Below are 21,502 nucleotides of genomic sequence, written 5' to 3'. Positions count from 1 at the left end.
GAGCCGTGCGGGATCGGGTGTTGGGGAATCCACAGCGTCCGAGCCTCTCACCCGGGCCTTGTGTGCAACTCACATGACCCCTGGGTACTGGTCAGTAAGGCGGACAGGGTTCAATGGCACGGCACCGCCTTATCACTCTTGGGGACGAAAGGCAGGACGACATGTCCGACTTCAAACCTGGTCTCGAAGGGGTCGTGGCTTTCGAGACCGAGATCGCCGAACCGGACAAGGAGGGCGGCGCCCTCCGCTACCGGGGTGTCGACATCGAGGAACTCGTCGGGCGCGTCTCCTTCGGTGACGCCTGGGGCCTGCTGGTGGACGACAGCTTCACCCCGGGACTGACCCCCGCCGACCCGCACCTGCTCCCGGTCACCTCCGGCGACGTGCGGGTGGACGTGCAGAGCGCACTCCCCACCCTCGCCACCGCGTACGGGATGCGGCCGCTGCTCGACATCTCCGACGAGGAGGCCCGCGCGGACCTCGCGCGAGTATCGGTGACCGCGCTGTCCTTCGTGGCGCAGTCCGCCCGCGGCGTCGGCGTGCCGATGGTCCCGCAGCACCGGATCGACGAGGCGGAGACCATCACCGAGCGGTTCATGGTCCGCTGGCGCGGTGAGCCCGACCCGAAGCACGTCCGGGCCATCGACGCGTACTGGGTCTCCGCCGCCGAGCACGGCATGAACGCCTCCACCTTCACCGCCCGCGTCATCGCCTCCACCGGCGCGGACGTCGCGGCCAGCATGTCCGGCGCGATCGGCGCCATGTCGGGTCCGCTGCACGGCGGCGCCCCCGCCCGCGTGCTCCCGATGATCGAGAAGGTCGAGCAGCTCGGCGACGCCCGCAAGGTCGTCGCCGGCATCCTCGACTCCGGCGAGCGGCTGATGGGCTTCGGGCACCGCGTCTACCGCGCCGAGGACCCGCGCGCCCGCGTGCTGCGCCGCACCGCCAAGGAGCTGGCCGCCCCCCGCTTCGCGGCCGCGAAGGCCCTGGAGGACGCCGCCCTCGCCGAGCTGCGCGAACGCCGCCCGGACCGGCCGATCGAGACGAACGTGGAGTTCTGGGCCGCGGTCATCCTGGACTTCGCCGAGGTTCCGACCGCGATGATGCCCGCCATGTTCACCTGCGGCCGCACCGCCGGCTGGGCCGCGCACATCCTGGAGCAGAAGCGCACCGGCCGCCTCGTCCGCCCGAGCGCCCGCTACACCGGCCCGGGCAGCCGCTCCATCACCGACGTCACGGGAGCAGCGGAAGTCCTCAAGGGCTGAAAGACCTTCCCCCGCACGACGCGCCTTGAGGCCCCCGGCCCGGAGTCCGGGGGCCTTTTGCGTGCCGCGTTCACCGCCTCGGGCGGCCCGGTGCCATCGCCTCGGGCGGCCAGGTGCGAAACTCGCCCCTTTGCCATCATTGGATCCATGAGCCACCAGCCCGACGAGCCACTCGACGGTGACATCGGCCCGGCCGTCCCGGAACGGCCGGAGGCCGCGGAGGCCGACGCCGCCGAGGAGATGCGGCGGCATGAGGCGGAGCGTGCGGAGCGGCGCCGCCGCACCGACGCCGTGTCGGGACGGATCGCCGTCGTGATCGCGGCCCTGTTCCTGGCCTTCCTGACCTACGACTCGGTTCGCACGGCGATCGAGGCGCGTTCCAGGGGCGACGACTGGGTCTATCCGCCGGCCGTCATCGCGGCCGGCTGCGCGGTGGCGCTCGTGGGCCTGCTGACATGGGCACGGCGGCGCCGCCGTCTCGGCATGTGAACCCGGACCGCGATCTTCGTCGCAGCTCAGATAGCCTTCTACAAGTGACCGAGAGCGCGAAACCAACCATTGACATTCCCACAGATCTCAAGCCGGCGGACGGCCGTTTCGGTTGCGGTCCGTCCAAGGTCCGCCCCGAGCAGCTCGCCGCGCTGGCCGACTCCGGCTCCACCTACATGGGGACCTCGCACCGGCAGAAGCCGGTGAAGTCCCTCGTCGGCCGCGTCCGGGAGGGGCTGGCCCAGCTGTTCTCCCTGCCCGAGGGGTACGAGGTCCTGCTCAGCAACGGCGGCACGACCGCGTTCTGGGACGCGGCCGCGTTCGGGCTCGTCCGGCAGCGGTCGCAGCACCTGACGTTCGGTGAGTTCTCCAGCAAGTTCGCCAAGGTCACCACGAGCGCGCCCTGGCTGGGTGAGCCGACCGTCATCTCCAGCCCGCCCGGGACGCACCCGGAGGCGTCGGCCGAGGAGGACGTGGACGTCTACGCGCTCACCCACAACGAGACCTCGACCGGCGTCGCGATGCCGATCAGGCGCCCGGCGGGCACGACCGCGCGGGACGGGCTCGTCCTGGTGGACGCCACGTCCGGCGCGGGCGGCCTGCCCGTGGACGTGGCCGAGACCGACGTCTACTACTTCGCGCCGCAGAAGTGCTTCGCGGCCGACGGCGGCCTGTGGGTGGCGCTGGCGTCCCCGGCGGCGCTGGAGCGGATCGACGAGATCGCCATGTCCGACCGGTACGTTCCGGAGTTCTTCAACCTGAAGACGGTCGTGGACAACTCCGCCAAGGACCAGACCTACAACACCCCGGCCGTGGCCACGCTGCTGCTGCTCGCCGAGCAGATCGAGTGGATGAACGGCCAGGGCGGCCTGGAGTGGACGACGTCCCGCACGGCCGACTCGGCCCGGCGGCTCTACACCTGGGCGGAGAAGACCTCCTACACCAGGCCGTTCGTGGTGGACCCGGCGCAGCGTTCGCAGGTCGTCGGCACGATCGACTTCAACGACGACGTGGACGCGGCGGCCGTGGCGAAGACGCTGCGCGCCAACGGGATCGTCGACACCGAGCCCTACCGGAAGCTGGGCCGCAACCAGCTGCGCATCGGGATGTTCCCGGCGATCGACCCGGACGACGTCGAGGCGCTGACCGCCTGCGTCGACCACGTCGTCGAGCGTCTCTGACGACGCGGTGATCCCTCGGGGACGCCGCGCCGCGCCCCCGAGGGCCGTTTCAGGCGACGGTCACCAGTTCCCCGGTGCCGCCGGGACGCCGGATGGCGCGGTGCCGCAGGCCGGCCTGGTCGCATTCCCGGTCGGAGCGGGTGAAGCCCGTCCAGACGCGGGGGTCCATGTCGGTGTCGCGTGCGGTGGGCACGAAGTTCGCCGTCGCGAGCACGTCGGGCAGATCGCGGCGGCCGGGACGGCGTTCCATGCCGACCTTGAGGTAGGTCCCCTCGCGGAGCATGACGACGGACACGAACTGCACCCGCGTGTGCCGCTCGGCCTCCCGGAACCAGCGCGGGTTGGACGCCCAGTAGATGTTCTGGTCGGTGTCCACGGCCACGGTCAGCGGGCTGAGCGCGCCCCGCGCCAGGTGCACCTCGGTCGGCCGATCGCGGTGCACCCAGGCCAGCGCGACCCGTCCGACCAGGGTTTCGAGGAGGCCCGTCACCTCGGTGGAGGTCCGGCAGCCGGCGAGCAGCTGGAAGATCGGTTCGCTGTCGGTCGTGCCGGACGCCGGCGGCGGCGCGAACCGCGCCCGCAGGTCGGCGGCGTCGATGTCGCCGTTGTGGGTCGCGACGATGCCGGCGGACGGGCCGATGGAGGGGTCGGCGGCGGCCCCGGAGACGGCCATCGGGCTCGCGTTGCCGGGATCCAGCGGCGACCCCTGGGTCGCCCAGCGGGTGTGGCCGAGCACGACGGGCGTGCGGTCCAGTTCGGCCAGGTACGCCGGGTGCCAGATCTCCGAGAACCGGCCGCGTCCCCGCACGACCCGGCAGCCGACCGCGGAGCCGCCGAGGCCGGGCCAGGCGCCGAGGAACGCAAGGCCCGCCGAGTCGGTGCCGCGCTCCTCCGCGAGCGTGCCCAACGTGACGAACACGTCCGACACCGGCCCCGGGTCATCCGCGAACGGCGAACGCACCACTCCGAACAATCCACACATGCTGGATGAGATGCGAATCATGGGCGGCCGGTTCGACCCGTTCATGGCGCCGAATAAGCTCGGACCGTGAACCGCGCGCCCCAATGGCTGCTTCCCACCGTGCTGACCGCGCTCATCCTCGCCGTGGTCGTCGGTGCGCTGCTGAGCTGACCGGCGCGGGTCATATGATCGTGGGGGCGCGGAACGGGGTGGTCAGGTCATGTCAGCAGTCCGCGTCGTCACCCGTGCCAGTGCCGCGCTCGCCGTCACCGGCGCATCCGTGACGGTCTTCGCGCCCGCCGCGCCGGCCGCCGCGAAGGACGGCCGGGTCGCGTTCACGATCAGCGATCCGCGGATCACCGAGTCCAGCGGCCTCGCGGCGAGCAGCCTGCATCAGGGCACCGTCTACACGCACAACGACTCCGGCGGCGTCCCGCAGATCTTCGCGCTCGGCCCGGACGGGAGGGTGCAGGCCGTCCTCACGGTCGCCGGCGCGGGCGCCCGCGACTGGGAGGCCATCGCGCTCGGCAGGGACGGCCGCGGCCGGCCGGCGATCTTCGTGGCCGACATCGGCGACAACCTCGGCGGCGCCTGGCCGTACGTGACCGTGTACCGGATTCCGGAGCCGGCCCGGCTGCGCAGCCAGACGCTGCACGCCACCGCGTTCCGGCTCAAGTACCAGGACGGGCCGCGCAACGCCGAGACCCTCATGATCAACCCGCGGACGAACCGACTCTACCTGGCCAGCAAGATCACCAACCTGGCCGGCGGGAAGATCTACGAGGCGCCCGCGCGGCTGCGCACCGGCGGGTTCAACGTCATGCGCAAGGTCGGTGACGCCCCGGCCATCGCGACCGACGGCGCGTTCTCCCCCGACGGCCGCACCTGCGTGATCCGGACGTACTTCGGCGCCCGCCTGTACTCGGTGCGGCCGGACGGCAGGCCCGGCGAGTCGCTGAAGTCGATCGGCCTGCCCGCCCAGGTGCAGGGCGAGTCGGTGACCTACACGACGGACGGCGGATCCCTGCTGGTGGGCTCGGAGGGCAGGAAGCAGCCCGTCTACCGGGTGCCGCTGCCGGAGGAGGCGCGGCCGTCCCCGTCCGCCTCGTCGAAGAACGCGAGTCCGGCCGGGAACGCCGAGGAGGGGCACCGGGACGCCACCAACACCCGGATGGGCCTGTTCCTCGCGCTGGCCATCGCGGGCGCCGCCGGCTACGGCCTCGTCCGGAGGCGGCGGTGACCACAGTGACGGAAATCGACCCGTGAACTGACCCCCACGCTGGAAAAGGCTTTCGGAGAACGACCGGATCGCGAAAGGAGGCGACGGTCCCGCGCGGACCCGTGTGAGGATGCGGACTGTGGAGCATGAGCTGGTGGGCCTCGCGGGTTCCGGCGGCCGGTGGCGGCCCGTCGCCGCCGGCCCGTTCACCGTCCTCGCGGTGGCGCTGGCGCTGCTGCCGATCCGCCCGGTGTGGCTGTGGGCCGCGCTGATCGGCGCCGTCGCCGCGATCCCGTGGTTGCTGGGCGCGGTCCCGGACGCGCGCCGCCGCCGTCCCCGGCCGTACTGGCGGCTGTCGGCGGCGGGGCTGGAGCGGGTCGGCCGGGGCGGGCTCGTCATGGTGTCGTACGAGCGGTCCCGGATCGACGGCCTGGCCATCACCACCGGCGACGGCGTGCTGACCGTCTTCCACCGGTTCGGGCGGACGGCCGTGGGCGGTCTGACCGCGATGGGCCTGGAGCCGCTGGCGGTGTTCGTGACGGCCCGGCGGCTCGGCATCCCGATGCACATCCTGGACGGCGAGGCGACCGACCTGCTCGATCCGGCGCTGGACGAGGCATTGCGCGTCTCCGGGCTGGAGGACGACGTCCCGGGCGGCGGCCCGCTCCCCCGCGACCACGCCGCCGAGAAGCGGCTCCTCGACCAGGAGGCGGCGCTGCTGGCGGCGGCGCACGAGCCGCCCGCCGAGCCGCCCGCCAGGCCGTCCGCCGGGGGCAGGGCCGCGCGCGGCAAGGGCGGGCGGGCCGGCGAGCAGCGGCTGGCCACGCCCGAACCGCTGCCGAGCCGGCGCCGGATCGTGCTGCTCGGCGCGCTGACCGCGCTCCTCGGCACCGTGATGATCACCAGGATCGCGCTGGACGGGACGAACGCGTTCGGCGCCCGGCTCGCCGCGGGCTGCTGGGCGCTCGCCGCGATCGCCGGGGTGCTCGCGGCCCGCCGCCGGCTGCTGCGCGCCGTCCAGGTCCGCTGGACGATCACCGCGGAGCGGCTGCTGGTGCGGGCCCGTCCCGGCCGCCGCCGCGAGGTCCAGGACCTGCGCGCCGGCGATGTCGCGGCCGTCGTCGTCGGTCCCGGCCTGCGGCTCGACCCGGTCAGCGGCGAACCGCGCCGCGCCGACCTCGCCGCGCTGGCGTTCGGGCACCGGCTGGAACTCGTCGCCCGGCTGCCCGCGCACGGCCTGGACGGTTTCCAGCTCGCGCACGCCCTCGACGACCACGGCTACCGGGTGATCACGTCGGCGGCGCGGGCGCCGCGCCGTCCCGAGTACGGGCTCGAAGGGCTGCCGGAGATCTTCGCGCAGGTGCCCGGCGGGCGGCTCGTCGTCACCGAGGGCGGGCTCGGCTGGGCGGACGCCGCCGGCGACGTCGTGCTGAAGATGCCCGAGGACCGTATCGGCGGCATCGAGCTGCTGACCGTCGGCGGGCACGCGTGGGTCCGGCTGTACGACTCCGACGGCGACGAGTTCTTCGCCGCGCCGCTGTCGGCGCTGCGGATCTCCCGCACCGACCTGCGCGACTCGGCCCGCCGCGCGGGCCTGCCGGTCACCGACGCCGAGTACGACGCCTACCTGAGCGCCGCGTTCCATTCGGCCGTGTCCACGCTCGCCGCTCCGGAGCCCGAGCGCGCCACGGCCGCGTTGCCCACGCCCGGCACGGGCCAGGACGGCACCGTTCAGGACGGTCCGGCCCCGCCCTCATGGCCGGAGGGCCTGGGCGAGCAGGACGTCACGTTCCCCGCCTCCTCGCCGCCCAGCCCCGTCACGGCCCCGGGCGCGCTCTTGGACGCGACTCGCCGCTCCCGCATCGGGACCTACGGCATGAGCGTCCTGCTGTGCGAGGCGGTGGCGCTGCTGGGTGCGGTGTGGCTCGGCCCAGACCTGGGCGGGTTCAACGCCACGGCGAGCTGGTCGATGCCCGCCGGGCTGCTGATCGGGCTCCTCGGCTACTGGGTGTACGACCGGAACCGGTCCCAGCTTCGCGTGTCGTCCGCCGGGCTCGCCGTCGTCACCAGACGCGGCAAGGTCGAGTGGGAGCTGGCCCGTGACCGCGTCGGCGGCGTCGGCATCGACGAGGCGGTCGAGCGGATGCCGCGCCTGGTGGTGTGGGCGCCGTCCGGGCGGGTGCTGCGGCAGATCACGTTCCCGCCGGACCTGGACGAGCTGCGCCGCGCCTGCGAGCGCTACGGCGTCCCCTGGGGGCCGCCCGACGCCGACCGTCCCGCGCCTCCCCCGCCGGAGCTGTGACGCAGCGACCACGTCTTCAGCGGCTCGTACACGACCTGGTCGTGGTCCTTGCCGGGCAGATGGCTGCGCATCAGCTGGATGGAGCCGGCCTCCCAGGAGGCTCCGGCGAACGCCGCCAGCGGCTCGATGAGCGCCCGCACGTCCAGCGGCTGCCGGGACCGCGCCAACGTCAGGTGCGGCCGGAAGCCGCGGTGCTTGTCCTGGAGCGTCCCGGCGCGGCGTCCGGCGGCGGTGGTGGAGGCGGCGAGCCGGGCCAGCCGGCGGCGGTCACCGTACAGGCCCGTCCACAGGACGCGGGCGTGCGCGCCGTTGCCGGGGAAGGCGCCCGCGCCGGCCAGCGACAGCGTCATCCGCTCGTGCCGTCCGACGGCGCGCTCCAGCCGGGGCAGCAGCCGGTCGAACGCGCGGTCGTCGACCTCGCCGAAGAACGTCAGCGTGACGTGCAGCAGGTCGCGCCGCACCCAGCGCAGGCCGGGCACCGCGTCGCGGTGCGGCAGGACGGCCTCTTCAAGCTCGTCCAGGATGTCCGGTGGCGGCACGAGCGCCACGAAAAGCCTCATGGGAACGTCCGAAAGGCCACGCCGCCAGCTTTTCAGCAGACGGCCCCGTTGTCACGCGGATCGGCCGCGCCGCCCCCGTCATCCTTCGGCGGCACGCGGGCGGCGGAGCCGGGCCGACGCGAGGCGGACCACCCCGGCCTCACCTGAGCGGCCCCGGGCGGCGACCGCGCCCACGGCCAGCGCGGCGAGAACGGAGACCAGCCCGCCGAGGACGAGGCTCATCCGGGCGCCGAAGTGCTCGGCGAGCCAGCCGACCGCGGGCGCGCCGACGGGGTTCGTGCCGAGGAACACGAGCATGTACAAGGCCATCACCCGGCCGCGCATCTCCGGGGCGACGCCGAGTTGCATCGTCGCGTTCGCCGCCGTCGTGATCGTCATCATCGCGATCCCGGTCGGGACGAGCAGTGCCAGGAACATCCAGTACGTCGGCATCAGCCCGGTGACGACCTCCAGCGCGCCGAACACCAGGCCCATCACCACGAGCAGCCGCAGCCGGGGCCGCGCGACCCGGCGGGCGGCCAGCAGCGCGCCGCTGAGCGCGCCGAGCGCCAGCATGCTGGAGGCGAGGCCGAACGCGGACGCGTCGGTGTGGAAGACCTCCCTGGCGACCAGCGCGACGGTCGTGGTGAAGTTCATGCCGAACGTGGCGAGGAACCCGACGAGGATCAGGACGAGCATCAGGTCACGGCGTCCGCGCACGTAGCGGAGGCCCTCGCGGAGCTGGCCCTTGGCGCGCTTGACCGGCGCGGCCTCGTGCAGTTCGTCCGTCCGCATCGCGTAGAGGCCGAACAGGACGGCGCCGAAGGACGCGGCGTTCACCAGGAACACCGGTCCCGTGCCGATGAGCGCGATCAGCACCCCGGCGACGGCGGGGCCGAGCAGCCGGGCGCCGTTGAACGTGGCGCTGTTCAGCGCGATCGCGTTCGGCAGGTCGCGTTTGCCGACCATCTCGATGACGAACGCCTGGCGGGTGGGGTTGTCGACGACCGTGGCGACGCCGAGCCCGAACGCCAGCAGGTACACGTGCCACACCTGCGCGCTGCCGCTCACCGCGAGCAGGCCGAGGACCAGCGCGAGCACGCCCATCGAGATCTGGGTCAGCATCAGGACGCGGCGCTTGGGGTAGCGGTCGGCGATGACGCCGCCCCACAGGCCGAACAGCAGCATCGGCAGGAACTGCAGGCCGGTGGTGATGCCGAGCGCGGTGCCGCTGCCGTGCGCGAGTTCGAGGACGAGCCAGTCCTGCGCGATGCGCTGCATCCAGGTGCCGGTGTTGGAGACGACCTGGCCGGCCGCGTACAGCCGGTAGTTGCGGTTGCGGAGCGAACGGAACATTCCGCCGGGGCGCGGCTCTTCGTCCTGGGCCTGCTGCTCCGGTTTTTCGGCGGTGGGCTCGTCCGGGACGGCGGTTTGGACCGCTCCGGCATCGTCCGCGGGCGGCGGGCCAGGGGCGGGCTCGTCCGGGCGCGGGGCGGCGGGGGCGTCCCGGTGGTCGGCAGGGGGGAGGGCGGCGGGACGGACGGTCGCACGCGCGATCGGACGCCCGGCCGCGGAACGGCGGTGCCGGGTGCGCGCGGGGGCCGCGGTCTTCGGGGACGCGGGTGTCGCGGGGGCGGCGGCGCGGGCCGTGTGCGCGCGACGCCGACCGTAGGGGCCGCGCGTCGCGGTCCCCTCCGGCTCATCGAAGCTTTCGTTAGCAGAAGTCATTACCAATGCTAACGGTAATCGGAGGAGCGTCATTCCGGCAAGGGCCTATGAACGCGGCCACACCGGCGGCCCGGCGGGTCAGGACCGGCTGAGCCTGTCGATGATCGGGGCGGCCTTGCGGAGGATCTCCCGCTCGCCGGCCGACAGCTCGGCGAGCCGCTGGGCCAGCCACGCCTCCTTGCGGCGCCGCTCGTCCGCGAGCATGGCGGCGCCCTCCTCGGTGACGTGCAGCACGACCTGGCGCCCGTCCGTCGGATGCGGGCTGCGCGCGACGAGCCCGTGCTCCTCCAGGTAGGCGAGCACGCGGGTCATCGACGGCGGCTGCACCTTCTCGTGGTCGGCCAGCTCGCGCGGCGTCATCGACCCGTGCCGCTCGATGGCGGCGAGCGCGGCGAACTGCGTGAGCGACAGCGGCCGGCCGCCCCCGCCCGCCGCGGCCGGCCGCAGCGTGCGCAGCCGGCGCGACAGCCGCGCGATCGATATGCGCAGTTCCTCGGCCAGACCCGGTGCGGACGCGGTGCGCCCCCGGATCGGTGGCGGTGTCATCGTCATCGTTCTCCCGGTGCTGCTGCCCATGCTGCCACGCCACCGGCGCCGTGGTGGACGCCGGGCCCGATGTACGCCCGCGGACGTGACACGTAGCCTGACCCCATGAGCCAACCTCGCCGACCGGACCCGCCGCCGATGCCGACCAACGACGTCCGGATCGCGGCCGCGGGGGCGATCGCGTGGGCGGTCGCGCTCGTCGTGCTGCTGGTCGTCGGGCTGCCGTCCGAGGACCGCTGGTGGCTGTGGGTGTGCGTCACCGGCATCGGGATCGGCCTGTTCGCCATGTGGTACGTCCCCAGGCTCCAGGCGGGACGGGCCCGCGCGGACGCCGCCCGCGCCGCCCGCTCGGAGCCGGCCCCGGCGGCGGACCGCGAGCGGACCGGCTAGGGCTCCAGGTCGGCCTCGGCCAGCAGGGCGGGCAGGCTCTCCGGGTCGCGCAGGACGGCCTCGATGAGAAGCCGATCGGCCCAGTGCCCGGTCGACCACGCGAGCGCCCGCGCCAGCCCGTGGACGCCGCTCGCGTGGACTTCGCCGTCCCGCGTCCACCAGGGGACCTCCTGGCCGTCCACGGTGAGGCGGTCGTGCGCGAGGTAGTCGGCGGGCGCCTCCGGCAGGACGGCCCTCACCGCATCCGGCACGGGACGCTTCTCGCCTTCCGTCCCGACCTCGCCCGGCACTTCGTCCCCTGCCAAGGGCAGATCAAGAAGCTCGGCAAGCCGCGTGTCACGCCCTTGGGCGGCGATGACCAGAGGCTGCCCTTGCAGGAGGGGCAGGAGGTCAGGGCTGTCGAGGACGATGGCGTCCTCCGCGTCCACGACCTCGACTTCGCCGTCCACGACGGCTCGCACATGGTCGGGTGGCTCGACATCAACCTCGGGGGTATCGGCCAAGGTCGTCCAGAGCACGCCCAGTTGGGCACGGCTGACGTTCCTGCCGGGGTCACCGAGCCGGTCGAGCAGCTCTTGCGCGCCTCCGGGTTCGTAGAGCAGTTCCTCCAGCGATGTGCGGACGCCCAAGGCGAGCAGTAGCCGCTCGTCCAGGCCCTCTGGAGCGACGTCATAGAGCCCGGTCAGCGACTCATCCCCGCCCAGCCGGAACTCACCCGGCTTGCGGCCGTCCAACACCGGGTGCCGCCTCAGCCACCACGCCGTGTACGACGGCACCGCCACGCGCCGGCCGTCGTGCAGGGTCACATGCGCGGGATCAACGATCGCGGCCCGCCACGGGGGCGTGGCAAGAAGCCTCAGCGCCGCCGTCCAGTCATCGACGAGTTCCAGGTCGCGGACGGCCACGAACTCCGGCACGAGCGGCGGAAGATCCTGCGGCCCGACCCTCCGGAGCACGTCCTCGGCCCACAGATCCTCGTCATCGAGCTCAAGGGTCTCCGCCTCGTCGGCGAGGCCCGTCAGGTTCACGTCCTCGCCCTTGGCCAGCGCGAACCCGTCCAGGACGCCCACGGCCGCGAGCGTCTCCGGGCCCCACCGCTCCAGCGCCTCGCCGTCCACCACACCGAACGGCGCGTCCCCGGCCATGAGCCCCCGCAACGGGCTCTCCGGCAGCAGCAGCTCACCCGCCGGGTAAAGCTCCCCGTCCTCCCCGGGCAGGGCCAGCTCGGCCAGCCAGGGCTCCTCGCCGGGATCAAGACGCGCCGCCGCGACCAGCCCCAGCACCGCCTCGGCGATCACGTCCGGGTCGTCGGCCTCGAACGACTCCTCGACGGCCACCCGCACGGCGGCGTCCGCGAGCACGGTCCGCGGCCCCGCCTCGACCGCCCCGAGCCGCGTCAGCAGCGGATGCACGGCCTCCGGATGGACGAACCGCAGCCCGAGCACGTCCAGCCCCGCGGGATCGACACCGTCCGCGATGAGCAACCCCCGCGGGCCGCGGACCACACGTCCCGCCTCGCCCGCCAGCGGAACCGGCAAGGCCCCCAGCGCGTCCCTGGCGGCCCCGTCGAGCGCCCCGTACACCCGATGCCACCACGCCGGTTCCCGGTCCACGGCGGCCAGCTCGTCGATCACATCGGCCAGTTCGACCCGCCGCACCCCGAGCGCCGCCAGCGCCGGGCTCCGCGCCGGCCACCGCGGCGGCAGCAGACCGCCGACGACGCCGTCCGCGCCGAGCACCTCGACGAACGGGGCGGGCGCGTCAACGGCGACCGCGTCGCGCCCCCGCGTCCGGTGCGGCAGCACGGGCGCCTCGGGCAGCCGCTCCCGGATCCCCCGCCGGACCCGCGCGTCCAGTTCCCCGGCCCCGATCGGCCCCGGCACGAGCTCAAGCACCGCGGGCGACCCCGCAAGCCCGCCCAGCAGCCGCACATAGCCCTCCGCGGCCTGCTCCACCAGAAAGTCGGTCAACGCCCCGGGCGCGACATGCCGCCGATCCGGCGCAAGCGGGAACGACGCGATGAGCAGCGCGGGCAGGTCCAGCCGCTCATCACTGGGCGTGGGCGCGTGCACGACCCCCGGCATGCCCTCGGGCCACCCGTCCTCTGGGAGGGCCCACCGGACCTGCCAGAACGGCCGCGCCCGCTCTTCCACGGGACGGTTCTCCAGGAGCGCCCCGGGAATCTCCCCATGCGACTCGACCGTCCGCCACGAACTCCCGTTGATGACGACTTCGCCATCCGCACGCCGCTCGGCGGCCAGCTCGCGCACGTCCCCCTCAACATCGATCTCAACGCGCTCCAACGCCGGCAAAGCCAGCATCAGCGCGGCCCCCACCTCCCCCAACTGCCGCCGGACCGACGTGACGGTGTCCTCCCGCAACGGCAGCCGCACCACCGTGTCGAACCCGTCCGGAACCTCCGGCAGTTCTTCGAGCGCGAACGGCAGCCGCAGCAAAGGCACGTGCCCGCCCCGCCTGCCGAGTTCCCCGGCGAGCCCGGGCACCCCTTCCACCAGCGCCCGAGCCCGCTCCCGCGACCATCCGACGCCCGCGTTCCCGGACGCGATGGAGGGGGTGTCGGTCACGGCCACGACGGCCGCGAAGCCGACGCCGAAACGGCCCACGGCCTCGGCGTCGCCGCGTTTGGCGGAGGCCCGGAGGGTGGAGAGGGCCTCGACGCCCGCCGCGTCCAGCGGCGTCCCGGTGTTCGCGGCGGTCAGGACGGTGCCCGCCGGCAGGGTGCGGAGGGTCAGGCGCAGGCGGCCGGGGACGGCGGCGCGGGCGGCGGCGTCGGCGGCGTTCTGGGCGAGTTCGATCACCACGCGGTCGCGGTAGCCGCCCAGGGCGTGGTCCTCTTCGGCGTTCGCGTCCTCGCGGAAGCGCGCCGGGGACTCGGCCCAGGCGCGCAGTACGCGGTCGCGGAGGGCGCGCGCGCCGAAGATGTCCGGGGTTTCCGGCATGGGATCAGCTATGGCCGAGGGCCTCGTCGTCCAGGGGCACGGTGTCGTCGCCGGTGGGGACGACCTCATAGCCCAGTTCGTCGATCACCGGCGGGTTGTGCTCGGACGCGGCCGGGATGGAGACCGCCTCGGAGTGCGCGCCACAGCCGTGGTCGGCGGAGACGACACGGCCGTCGTCGGGGGCGTACTCGTTGGCGCAGGCGCCGAAGATCTGCCGCAGCTCGCCCGCCAGCGGGACGAAGAAGCCGCAGGTGGAGCACTGGGCGGGGGCGGAGGCGGCGATCGGGGCGCGGGGGCCCGCGACGCCCTCGTACCAGCGGGCGGCGGCCTCGTCGCGTCCCTCGCGGGACAGCACCCGGACACGGCCGATCCCGAGCTCCCACTGGGCCGCGCGGTCGGTGGAGTCGTCGACCTGCGTGAAGCCGGGGGCGAGCCGGACGTCGTCGGGCGCGGTCGGCAGCAGGTCGCCGGGCCCGAGGTCGCCGGGACGCAGCCGCTCCAGCCACGGCACCCACTCGGGCGCGAGCATCGCGTCGTCGCCGGGCAGCAGGACGCATTCGCTGACCGTGACGATCCTGGCGCGGGCCGCCCGGGTCACGGTGACCGCCCAGCGCCAGCCCCGGTAGGCGAGGTCGAGGCACTCGAAATAGTGCGTGACCACGCGGTCCGCCTCGGCGCGCACGCCGAGGTGCTCGCCGATCCCCGCGGCGCCGGCGGTCTCCTCGGCCGCCTCGCGGGCGAGGTCGACGGCCTCGGCGCAGGCCGGATCGACGGCGGGCGTGCGGGTCCGGCGGGCGGGCCCGGAGGTGGTGCGCGCGGTGGCGGGTCGCGCGGGGCTGGACTGGCGCTGTGGGCTCACACCCCAATTCTCGCCCATCGGACGGCATGACCGGACACCCGCCCGGCCGGGCGCGAGGTGAGCCTCCCGCTCAGCGGGGAACGTACCCTCGGTCGAACGACTCCATTGGCCGTGTCCCGGCGCCGAGCCGGAACGACCGCAGGGGGAGAGCAGGCGCATGGCAGACCGGGCAAGGGCCGGAGGGTCCGTACGCGCCGCCGCCGGGGGTGCGGCGCGGGCGGCCCGCGCCGTGCGCTCGGCCGTGCTCGGGACGGGACGGCTCACCCGCCGCGTCACGCACGCGCAGGGCGCGGGACGCAGCGGGCTCGGCAGCCTGATCGAGGCGTCCGCGATCAACTCCGCCGGTGACGCGATGGTCGCGGTCGCGCTGGCCGGGACGCTGTTCTTCGGCCTCGACGTCAACCAGGCGCGCGGCCAGGTCGCCCTCTACCTCATCGTCACGATGGCGCCGTTCGCGCTGGTCGCGCCGCTGATCGGCCCCGCGCTCGACCGGGCCAGGCACGCCCGCCGGTACGCGATCGCGAGCACGTTCGTGATGCGGGCACTGCTGTGCTGGGCGATGGCGAGCGCTCTCCCGCACGGTGACCAGGTCACCTTCCTGCCCGCCGCGTTCGGGGTGCTCGTGCTGTCCAAGGCGTTCGGGGTGCTGCGGGCGGCGGCCACCCCGCGCGTCCTGCCGGAGGAGATCTCGCTCGTCACGGCGAACGCGCGCGCCTCGTTCGCGGGGCTGATCACCGCGTCGATCGTCGCGCCCGTCACCGCGGGCCTCGCCGTCCTCATCGGGGCGGCCTGGGTACTGCGCATCGGCACGGTCGTGTTCCTGCTGGGAGTCGTGTTCACCATGTGGCTGCCGGGGCGCGTCGACGTCCCCGGCGGGACACGGCGCACGCAGCCGGACAAGGCCGCGAAACAGGCGCGCCGCTGGCGGACGCTGCCGCGCGTCGGGCCGCTCGTCGCGGAGGCGATGGAGGCCAACGCGGTGCTGCGGGCCTTCTCCGGCTTCCTGATCATCTACCTGGCGTTCCTGCTGCGGCAGGAACGGTTCGACCCGGTGTCCCACCATGTCGCGCTGGGCCTGCTGGCGGCGTGCGCGGCCGCCGGCGGGCTGCTCGGCACCGCGCTCGGCGCCTGGATGAAGGCGCGGGCGCCCCGGTTCATCGTGTCGGCGACGCTGGCGGCCGTCACCGGCGTCACCGCCGCGGGCGCCGCGTTCTTCGGGCTGTGGGCGGCGCTGGCGGTGGCGACCGCGGCCGGTCTCGGCCAGGTGCTCGGCAAACTGTCCATGGACGCGGTGGTGCAGCGCGAGATCGGCGAGGAGATGCGCTCGTCCACGTTCGCCGTGTCGGAGACGCTGCACCAGCTCAGCTGGGTGCTCGGCGGGCTGCTCGGCCTCGGCATGTCGATCGTCGCGGACGGCCGGGTCGCGCTCGCGGCCGTCGCGGCGGTGCTGGCCGCCTCCTTCGGGCTGCTCGTGTCCCGGCAGGCCGGGACACGCCGCCGCACCCGCCGTCCGGACCAGCACACGACGATCAAGGACGCGCACCCGGAGATGCGCGCCTAGCCCGGTGCGACCGGCTCAGCACGGGCGGCTCAGCACGGGCGGCTCGGGGCGACCGGCGGCTCAGGGCGCCAGGTCGTCGGCGACCGCGCGCAGCACGGTCGCGATCTTCTTCGCCTCCGCCGGGGCCGGGTGCTTGCCGCGCCGGTAGGTGTTGGAGATCCCGTCCAGCAGCTTGATCAGGTCCTCGGTGATGACGACCATCTCGTCCGGCTTCTTGCGCCGCTGCTTGGCGATGGTCTTCTCCACCGACGGCAGCGACTCCAGCACCCGCACCTGCAGCGCCTGCTGGCCGCGCCGCCCCTCGACCACGCCGAACTCGATGCGCTGGCCCGGTCTGAGCGTCGTGACCCCGCTCGGCAGCGCCGATGAGTGCACGAAGACCTCACCGCCGTCGTCGCGGGTGAGGAAGCCGAACCCCTTGTCGGAGTCGTACCACTTGACCTTGCCAGTCGGCACCGGAGACCTCGTTCGGTAATCGTCCTGAATCGCCCACAAGATTAGTGCCTCGCCACGGACCGGTGTACACGCCGGGTCCCCCCCGCGACGCCTGTGGAGGCCACGTCTTCAACGCTATCGGGGACGTTCTGCGGCGGCACCCGAATATCGCGGCTCAGGCCGCCCGGAACCCGCCGAACCACTCCGGGAAGGCCAGCAGGTCCGGCAGGACGACGTCCGCCCCGTACGCGGTGAGGGCCGCCGAGTCGAACGAACCCGTCGCGACGGCCACCGCCACCGCCGACGCGGCCCGTGCGGCGTCCACGTCGCCGGTGTGGTCGCCGATGTAGGCGCCGGCGCCGTGCTCGCGCAGCGCCGCCCCCTTGTCGGCGCCGAACAGGCCGCCGACCACGGCGTCCGCCCGCAGCCCGAGGAACCGGACGGTCCGCTCGGTGTCGGCCTGGTTCTTGCCGGACACGACGACCACGCGCCCGCCCCGGGCCCGCACCGCCTCCAGCGCCGCGGCGGCGCCCGGCATGAGGACGGTCGCCGGGATCGCGATGTCGGCGTAGATCGCCCGGTACCGCGCCGCCATCACGGGCACCTCGTCCGCCGGGAACCAGTACGCCATCTCCTCCTCCAGCGGCGGCCCGATGCGCCGCACCACGAGGCCGGTGTCGATCGGGACGCCCGTCTCCGCGGCGAGCGCCGCGTACACGGCGCTGATCCCGGCCCGCGTGTCGGCCAGGGTCAGGTCCAGGTCGAAACCGACGGCGAAGGGGGCACTGGAGGGAAGGAGATCGGGCACGTCTCACAGGGTAAAGGTCCGGACACACGAGAGGACCCGCGCTCTCCCGGTAGTGGCGATGCGACGGGATCCGAGTAGGAGAGCGCGGGACCGTAGTGCCGATATACCCGGGCCCCCGACCACAAACCGACTGACCAGGGAAAACGCTGTACCCGAAGAAGCCACCCCGACCCCAAGGACGATCTCGCCCCCGGCGCCGCCGTCGTCTACCCGGCCCTCGGCCGGGTCCTGGCGGGTCTAGTGCGCCGCCTGGCCTGAGCCCTCGCCCGGGTCCCGGCCCGGGAAGCGGACCTTGGTGAAGGGCCAGGCCGTCGTCACCCATTGGCGGACGAACGTCTCCAGTTCCTTCTCCAGGGCGGAGTTCTCCTCGTCCGCGCGGACCCAGAACACGACGACGGCGTCCGTCTCCGGATCATCGGACGGGGCCACGTGGATGCGGCCGAGCTGCCGCTCCCCGTCCGGCGTGATCACGACGTAGCTGAACGAGCGCCGCAGCTGGCCCTCCTTCTGCAGCCAGGCGACGTCGATCAGGGCCTGCTCGAAGGTGAACTCGCGGTCGGGCCAGCCCCACTCGGGCCCGAACCGGCCGGCGAGCCGGTCCAGGCTGCCGATCACGGCGCCGTAGTCCTTCACCACGTCGTGCACGGTGATCGGGCGGATCTGGAAGTCGGGCCCCGCCACCAGCGTGGGCACCACGAAGTCCTCGGGCAGGAACGCGCCGCCCGCCGCCTTCCGCGGAGAGTTGAACATCGTCGACCTTTCCAGCGAAACCCCTCCCGGCGACGGGGCATGCGGCGAGGAACTGGCGTGCGCCAAAGAACTCTAGCCCCCCGGGCCCCCGGACGAGACGCATCACGAATCCGGGCGTGCCGCACCGGACGCGGCGGCCCGCGGGCCGAAGATGCCTTAGTGTTCTTCTGGAGGAATTCATCACCATGTCGACATCCACGCGTGAGCGCATCGTGTCCGAGTCGCTCCGGCTGTTCGCCGACCGGGGCTACGCGGCCACGTCGGTCGCGGAGATCGAGGCGGCGGCCGGGCTGTCCCCCGGCGCGGGCGGCCTCTACCGGCACTTCCGCTCGAAGGAGGAGGTGCTCGCCTCCGCCATCCGCGAGCACATCGAGCGGACGCGCCGCCAGATCAGCGACGTCCTCGTCCAGGCGCCCGCCTTCGAGGAGCGTCCGCTGGAGGTCCGGCTGCGGATGACCTGCCAGGCCGGGCTCGCCAAGATGCGCGAGGAGCAGGACCTCATCCGGGTGCTGTTCCGCGACCTCGACCAGTTCCCGAACCTGGTCGCGGAGATGCGCGAGGGCATCGTCAACCCGCTGTACGACGGGATCGCGACGTGGCTGTCCACCCAGCCCGAGTTCGAGGGCTCGGCCGAGGACTGGCCCGCCATCGCGACCGTCCTCGGCGGCGCCGTGGTGAACTACTGGCTGGCGAACGAGTCGATGTACGAACCGCCGTCCCACATCGACGAGAAGCGGTTCGTGGAGAGCTGGGCGCGGCTCGGGCTCGGACTGTTGCGCCTGGAGCGCACGCCCGCCACCTGACCTGCGGCCTCCCGTTCCCCACCGGCTGCGGGCACGCCCCGCGGGCCCTACCCTTGAGGCTCGCGTACGTGCTACGTGCGCGCGACATAAAGTTGGGGAACGGCATGGAAACGTATGCGGACTGGTTGCGCGCACGGGGCGACGACGAGCTTCGTGCGCTGCTGTCCGCGCGTCCCGAACTGCTCGCCCCCGTCCCCGCCGACCTGACCGCGCTCGCCGCCCGCGCCGCGACGCCCGCCGCGGTGTCCCGCGCGCTCGACCGGCTCGACCGGTTCACGCTCGCCGTCCTCGAAGCCCTCCTCGTCCTGCCGGCCCCGGAACCGGACGCGCTCGCCACCGCTCTCGGCGCGACCCCCGCGCAGATCGAACGGGCGCTCGGCACGCTGCGCCGCCATGGGCTGGCCTGGGGGGACGGGACACCGGCCACGGCGCCCGGCGTCCGGCAGGCCCTGCCGCATCCGGCGGGGCTCGGCCCGCCCGCCCAGGAGGTCTTCGCGGGCTATCCGGTCGAGCGGCTCACCGACCTGATCATCGACCTGGAGGGCGCGGCGCCGCGCGGGTTCCCCGACTCGACGCGGCTGCTGCGGCGGCTCGCCGAACTGCTCGCCGACCCGGCCGCGCTGATCGACGACGCCGGGCCCGAGGCGCGGGCCGCGCTCGACCAGCTCGCGTGGGGGCCGCCCGTCGGACGGGTCGCCGACGCGCGCCGTCCCGTCCGGACCGGCACCGCCGCCACCCCGATCGAACGGCTCCTCGCGCGCGGCCTCCTCGCCGCCGAAGACGACCGCACCGTCACCCTCCCGCGCGAGGTCGCGCTGCATCTGCGCGGCGACCGCCTCTTCCGGGACGTCCCGGCCGAACCGCCCCAGCTCCCGGCCGCGGCGCGGGAGCCGCGCGGGGAGGACGTCGTGGTCCGCGCCGCCGCGGGCGAGGCGCAGGGCGCCGTCCGGCTCATCGAGGAGCTCCTGGAGCGCTGGGGGCTCGAACCGCCGCCCGTCCTGCGCAGCGGCGGCCTCGCCGTCCGCGACCTGCGCGCCGCCGCGACGCTGCTGGACGTCCCCGAATGGAAGGCCGCGCTGCTGGTCGAGGTCGCCTACGCGGCGGGGCTGCTCACCCGCAGCGGCGACCTCGACGGCGAATGGCTGCCCACGCCCGCCTACGACCTGTGGCTCATGCGCGACACCGCCGGGCGCTGGACGGAGCTGGCGCGCGGCTGGCTGAAGTCCGACCGCGCCGCCGGGCTCGCCGGGGAACGCGACGACCGCGACCGGCTGATCAACGCGCTCAGCGAGGCGATGGTGCGCAGCGGCGCCCCGGCCCTCCGCCGGGAGATCCTGGAGGTCCTCACGGACGCCGACCGCGGCGCCGTCGTCGACGAAGGCTCCCTCCACGCCCGGCTCGGCTGGCTGCGGCCCCGCCGCGGCGGCCCCACCCGGGACCGGATGATCGGCTGGACGCTGCGCGAGGCCGCCGTGCTCGGCCTCACCGGGTTCGGCGAGCTGGTCCCGTTCGCCCGCGACCTCCTCGCCGGCGACGACCCCGAACCCGCCCTGGAGAAGTACCTGCCCGATCCGGTCGACCAGATCGTCATCCAGGCCGACCTGACCGCGATCGCGCCCGGCCCGCTCGTCACCGACCTCGCCCGCGAGCTCGCGCTCACCGCCGACGTCGAGTCCACCGGCGGCGCCACCGTCTACCGGTTCACGCCCGAGTCGATCCGCCGCGCCCTGGACGCCGGACGGTCCGCCGCCGACATCACCGGCCTGCTGACCCGGCATTCGGCGACCCCGCTGCCGCAGCCGCTCGGCTACCTGATCGACGACGTCGCCCGCCGGCACGGGCACCTGCGCGTCGGCGCCCTCTCCTCCTACGTCCGGACCGACTCCCCCGCCACCCTGGACGAGATCCTCGCCGACCGCCGCGCCGGCCCGCTGCGCCTGTACCGCCTCGCCCCGACCGTCCTCGCGTCCGGGTTGCAGCGCGCCGACCTGCTCGATGGCCTGCGCGCCATGGGCCTCGCCCCGGTCGCCGAGGCGCCCGGCGGCGGGGTGATCGTGACCCGGCCGGACGCGCAGCGCGCCGACCCGCCGCCGACCGCCGAGATCGTCCGGCTGCGTCCGGACTCCCGCACCGACGCCTCGATGATCTCCGCGGCCGTGCGGGCGCTGCGGGCCGGGGACGAGGCGGCCCTGCACGGCGCCGAGCACGCCCGGCAGACCCCGTCCGGCGAACCGCCCCGCTCGCCCGCGATGGCCACCATCGAGCGGCTCCGCGCCGCCGTCGACCGCGGCGGACGCGTCTGGATCGGCTACCTCGACCAGCAGGGCCAGGCGTCCAGCCGGATCGTGGAGCCCGTCCGCGTCGAGGGCGGCTTCCTCACCGGTTACGACGCGACCCGCGCCGCCGTGCACCGCTTCGCCCTCCACCGCATCACCGGCGTCTCAGAACTGGACGACGACTCCGCCTCGTAGCACCCTTTTCCCCGATACGGTTTCCGAACGGTCTTCCCGGACACGGTGGAACCCGCCCCACTGCCCGGGAGCCGAATCCGAAGGTCCCGCACATCGGGGATCTGAGCACCCCCTACGCCGCAATAAACGCCGGGCACGGGCCGTTGAAAGGATGCGTTTCCCGCCCGGACCGTACGACGCGCCGACCCGCCTCGGGTAGCGTGCGGCAGCGGATGTCCGGACACGGCATCGACCA

Annotated in this window: 18 protein-coding genes; 9 read left to right on the top strand and 9 right to left on the bottom strand. The window is 74.0% G+C overall.

From position 1 onward, the window contains the following. The first annotated feature begins 161 nt into the window (after positions 1 to 161). The 3 genes from ACQP1N_RS06005 (at position 162) to serC (ending at position 2,935) form a co-directional block, all read left to right on the top strand. Positions 162 to 1,265, top strand: coding sequence for a citrate synthase 2 (locus tag ACQP1N_RS06005; RefSeq protein WP_067801946.1), 1,104 nt, complete (start codon positions 162 to 164; stop codon positions 1,263 to 1,265). Positions 1,266 to 1,412: 147 nt separating this feature from the next. Then, positions 1,413 to 1,754, top strand: coding sequence for a hypothetical protein (locus ACQP1N_RS06000; RefSeq protein ID WP_067801948.1), 342 nt, complete (start codon positions 1,413 to 1,415; stop codon positions 1,752 to 1,754). Between the two features lie 44 nt (positions 1,755 to 1,798). Next, positions 1,799 to 2,935 carry a phosphoserine transaminase gene (gene serC / locus ACQP1N_RS05995; protein ID WP_067801950.1) on the top strand — a complete coding sequence of 379 codons (1,137 nt, stop codon included), beginning with the start codon at positions 1,799 to 1,801 and terminating at the stop codon, positions 2,933 to 2,935. Between the two features lie 49 nt (positions 2,936 to 2,984). Here serC and ACQP1N_RS05990 read toward each other — a convergent pair whose 3' ends face one another. After that, the gene (locus ACQP1N_RS05990; protein WP_433232591.1) at positions 2,985 to 3,899 is read right to left on the bottom strand and encodes a class II glutamine amidotransferase; all 915 of its coding nucleotides are present in this window, start codon (positions 3,897 to 3,899) and stop codon (positions 2,985 to 2,987) included. Positions 3,900 to 4,116: 217 nt separating this feature from the next. Between ACQP1N_RS05990 and ACQP1N_RS05985 the strand changes: the two genes are divergently transcribed. Together ACQP1N_RS05985 and ACQP1N_RS05980 are read left to right on the top strand one after the other, a co-directional pair. After that, positions 4,117 to 5,136 carry a hypothetical protein gene (locus tag ACQP1N_RS05985; RefSeq protein WP_433229520.1) on the top strand — a complete coding sequence of 340 codons (1,020 nt, stop codon included), beginning with the start codon at positions 4,117 to 4,119 and terminating at the stop codon, positions 5,134 to 5,136. 118 nt (positions 5,137 to 5,254) lie between these two features. Next, positions 5,255 to 7,417, top strand: a complete 2,163-nt coding sequence (locus ACQP1N_RS05980) for a hypothetical protein (RefSeq protein ID WP_131732560.1) — start codon at positions 5,255 to 5,257, stop codon at positions 7,415 to 7,417. Here the strand turns inward: ACQP1N_RS05980 and thpR are convergent. The 3 genes from thpR to ACQP1N_RS05965 all read right to left on the bottom strand — a co-directional run bounded on the left by thpR (position 7,354) and on the right by ACQP1N_RS05965 (position 10,230). After that, a complete protein-coding gene (gene thpR / locus ACQP1N_RS05975) occupies positions 7,354 to 7,977 on the bottom strand; it encodes an RNA 2',3'-cyclic phosphodiesterase (RefSeq protein ID WP_084263380.1) in 624 nt (207 codons plus the stop codon). The genes ACQP1N_RS05980 and thpR overlap by 64 nt on opposite strands. Positions 7,978 to 8,055: 78 nt before the next feature. Continuing rightward, entirely contained in the window at positions 8,056 to 9,312 is a 1,257-nt protein-coding gene (locus ACQP1N_RS05970; RefSeq protein WP_067805261.1) for an MFS transporter, read from the bottom strand. Positions 9,313 to 9,762: 450 nt separating this feature from the next. Continuing rightward, positions 9,763 to 10,230 (bottom strand): MarR family transcriptional regulator, encoded by a 468-nt coding sequence (locus ACQP1N_RS05965; RefSeq protein WP_067805264.1) that lies wholly within the window; start codon positions 10,228 to 10,230, stop codon positions 9,763 to 9,765. Positions 10,231 to 10,335: 105 nt separating this feature from the next. Here ACQP1N_RS05965 and ACQP1N_RS05960 point away from each other — a divergent pair, with 105 nt between their 5' ends. Continuing rightward, the gene (locus ACQP1N_RS05960; RefSeq protein ID WP_067805233.1) at positions 10,336 to 10,620 is read left to right on the top strand and encodes a DUF2530 domain-containing protein; all 285 of its coding nucleotides are present in this window, start codon (positions 10,336 to 10,338) and stop codon (positions 10,618 to 10,620) included. Here the strand turns inward: ACQP1N_RS05960 and ACQP1N_RS05955 are convergent. Together ACQP1N_RS05955 and ACQP1N_RS05950 are read right to left on the bottom strand one after the other, a co-directional pair. Then, positions 10,617 to 13,580: a sacsin N-terminal ATP-binding-like domain-containing protein gene (locus ACQP1N_RS05955; RefSeq protein WP_433229519.1), complete on the bottom strand. Its 2,964-nt coding sequence runs from the start codon at positions 13,578 to 13,580 to the stop codon at positions 10,617 to 10,619. The two genes, ACQP1N_RS05960 and ACQP1N_RS05955, sit on opposite strands and share 4 nt — an antisense overlap. Before the next feature lie 4 nt (positions 13,581 to 13,584). Continuing rightward, positions 13,585 to 14,280 (bottom strand): DUF3027 domain-containing protein, encoded by a 696-nt coding sequence (locus tag ACQP1N_RS05950; protein WP_433232587.1) that lies wholly within the window; start codon positions 14,278 to 14,280, stop codon positions 13,585 to 13,587. Positions 14,281 to 14,596: 316 nt separating this feature from the next. Here ACQP1N_RS05950 and ACQP1N_RS05945 point away from each other — a divergent pair, with 316 nt between their 5' ends. Then, positions 14,597 to 16,000, top strand: a complete 1,404-nt coding sequence (locus ACQP1N_RS05945) for an MFS transporter (RefSeq protein WP_433229518.1) — start codon at positions 14,597 to 14,599, stop codon at positions 15,998 to 16,000. Between the two features lie 60 nt (positions 16,001 to 16,060). Here ACQP1N_RS05945 and ACQP1N_RS05940 read toward each other — a convergent pair whose 3' ends face one another. The 3 genes from ACQP1N_RS05940 to ACQP1N_RS05930 all read right to left on the bottom strand — a co-directional run bounded on the left by ACQP1N_RS05940 (position 16,061) and on the right by ACQP1N_RS05930 (position 17,993). Continuing rightward, positions 16,061 to 16,456 carry a cold-shock protein gene (locus ACQP1N_RS05940; protein WP_067805239.1) on the bottom strand — a complete coding sequence of 132 codons (396 nt, stop codon included), beginning with the start codon at positions 16,454 to 16,456 and terminating at the stop codon, positions 16,061 to 16,063. Between the two features lie 154 nt (positions 16,457 to 16,610). Continuing rightward, complete coding sequence (locus ACQP1N_RS05935) at positions 16,611 to 17,243, bottom strand: HAD family hydrolase (RefSeq protein WP_433229516.1); 633 nt, start codon at positions 17,241 to 17,243, stop codon at positions 16,611 to 16,613. Positions 17,244 to 17,480: 237 nt separating this feature from the next. Beyond that, a complete protein-coding gene (locus tag ACQP1N_RS05930) occupies positions 17,481 to 17,993 on the bottom strand; it encodes a GNAT family N-acetyltransferase (RefSeq protein WP_242608758.1) in 513 nt (170 codons plus the stop codon). Between the two features lie 185 nt (positions 17,994 to 18,178). Here ACQP1N_RS05930 and ACQP1N_RS05925 point away from each other — a divergent pair, with 185 nt between their 5' ends. Beyond that, positions 18,179 to 18,796 (top strand): TetR/AcrR family transcriptional regulator, encoded by a 618-nt coding sequence (locus ACQP1N_RS05925; RefSeq protein WP_067805246.1) that lies wholly within the window; start codon positions 18,179 to 18,181, stop codon positions 18,794 to 18,796. A gap of 104 nt (positions 18,797 to 18,900) precedes the next feature. Then, positions 18,901 to 21,267 (top strand): helicase-associated domain-containing protein, encoded by a 2,367-nt coding sequence (locus ACQP1N_RS05920; RefSeq protein WP_433229514.1) that lies wholly within the window; start codon positions 18,901 to 18,903, stop codon positions 21,265 to 21,267. Positions 21,268 to 21,502: the final 235 nt, after the last annotated feature.

The organism is Actinomadura formosensis (assembly GCF_050948385.1).
GTDB lineage: Bacteria > Actinomycetota > Actinomycetes > Streptosporangiales > Streptosporangiaceae > Spirillospora > Spirillospora formosensis.
The sequence above is the reverse complement of the archived record's forward strand: the minus strand, read 5'-3'. Positions and strand labels throughout refer to the sequence as shown.

Excerpts from the sequence above, each read along its gene's own strand:
- ACQP1N_RS06005 (WP_067801946.1), top strand. The coding sequence starts at position 162 with ATGTCCGACTTCAAACCTGGTCTCGAAGGGGTCGTGGCTTTCGAGACC.
- ACQP1N_RS06000 (WP_067801948.1), top strand. The coding sequence starts at position 1,413 with ATGAGCCACCAGCCCGACGAGCCACTCGACGGTGACATCGGCCCGGCC.
- ACQP1N_RS05985 (WP_433229520.1), top strand. The coding sequence starts at position 4,117 with ATGTCAGCAGTCCGCGTCGTCACCCGTGCCAGTGCCGCGCTCGCCGTC.
- thpR (WP_084263380.1), bottom strand. The coding sequence starts at position 7,977 with ATGAGGCTTTTCGTGGCGCTCGTGCCGCCACCGGACATCCTGGACGAG.
- ACQP1N_RS05970 (WP_067805261.1), bottom strand. The coding sequence starts at position 9,312 with ATGTTCCGTTCGCTCCGCAACCGCAACTACCGGCTGTACGCGGCCGGC.
- ACQP1N_RS05965 (WP_067805264.1), bottom strand. The coding sequence starts at position 10,230 with ATGACACCGCCACCGATCCGGGGGCGCACCGCGTCCGCACCGGGTCTG.
- ACQP1N_RS05960 (WP_067805233.1), top strand. The coding sequence starts at position 10,336 with ATGAGCCAACCTCGCCGACCGGACCCGCCGCCGATGCCGACCAACGAC.
- ACQP1N_RS05955 (WP_433229519.1), bottom strand. The coding sequence starts at position 13,580 with ATGCCGGAAACCCCGGACATCTTCGGCGCGCGCGCCCTCCGCGACCGC.
- ACQP1N_RS05945 (WP_433229518.1), top strand. The coding sequence starts at position 14,597 with ATGGCAGACCGGGCAAGGGCCGGAGGGTCCGTACGCGCCGCCGCCGGG.
- ACQP1N_RS05930 (WP_242608758.1), bottom strand. The coding sequence starts at position 17,993 with ATGTTCAACTCTCCGCGGAAGGCGGCGGGCGGCGCGTTCCTGCCCGAG.
- ACQP1N_RS05925 (WP_067805246.1), top strand. The coding sequence starts at position 18,179 with ATGTCGACATCCACGCGTGAGCGCATCGTGTCCGAGTCGCTCCGGCTG.
- ACQP1N_RS05920 (WP_433229514.1), top strand. The coding sequence starts at position 18,901 with ATGGAAACGTATGCGGACTGGTTGCGCGCACGGGGCGACGACGAGCTT.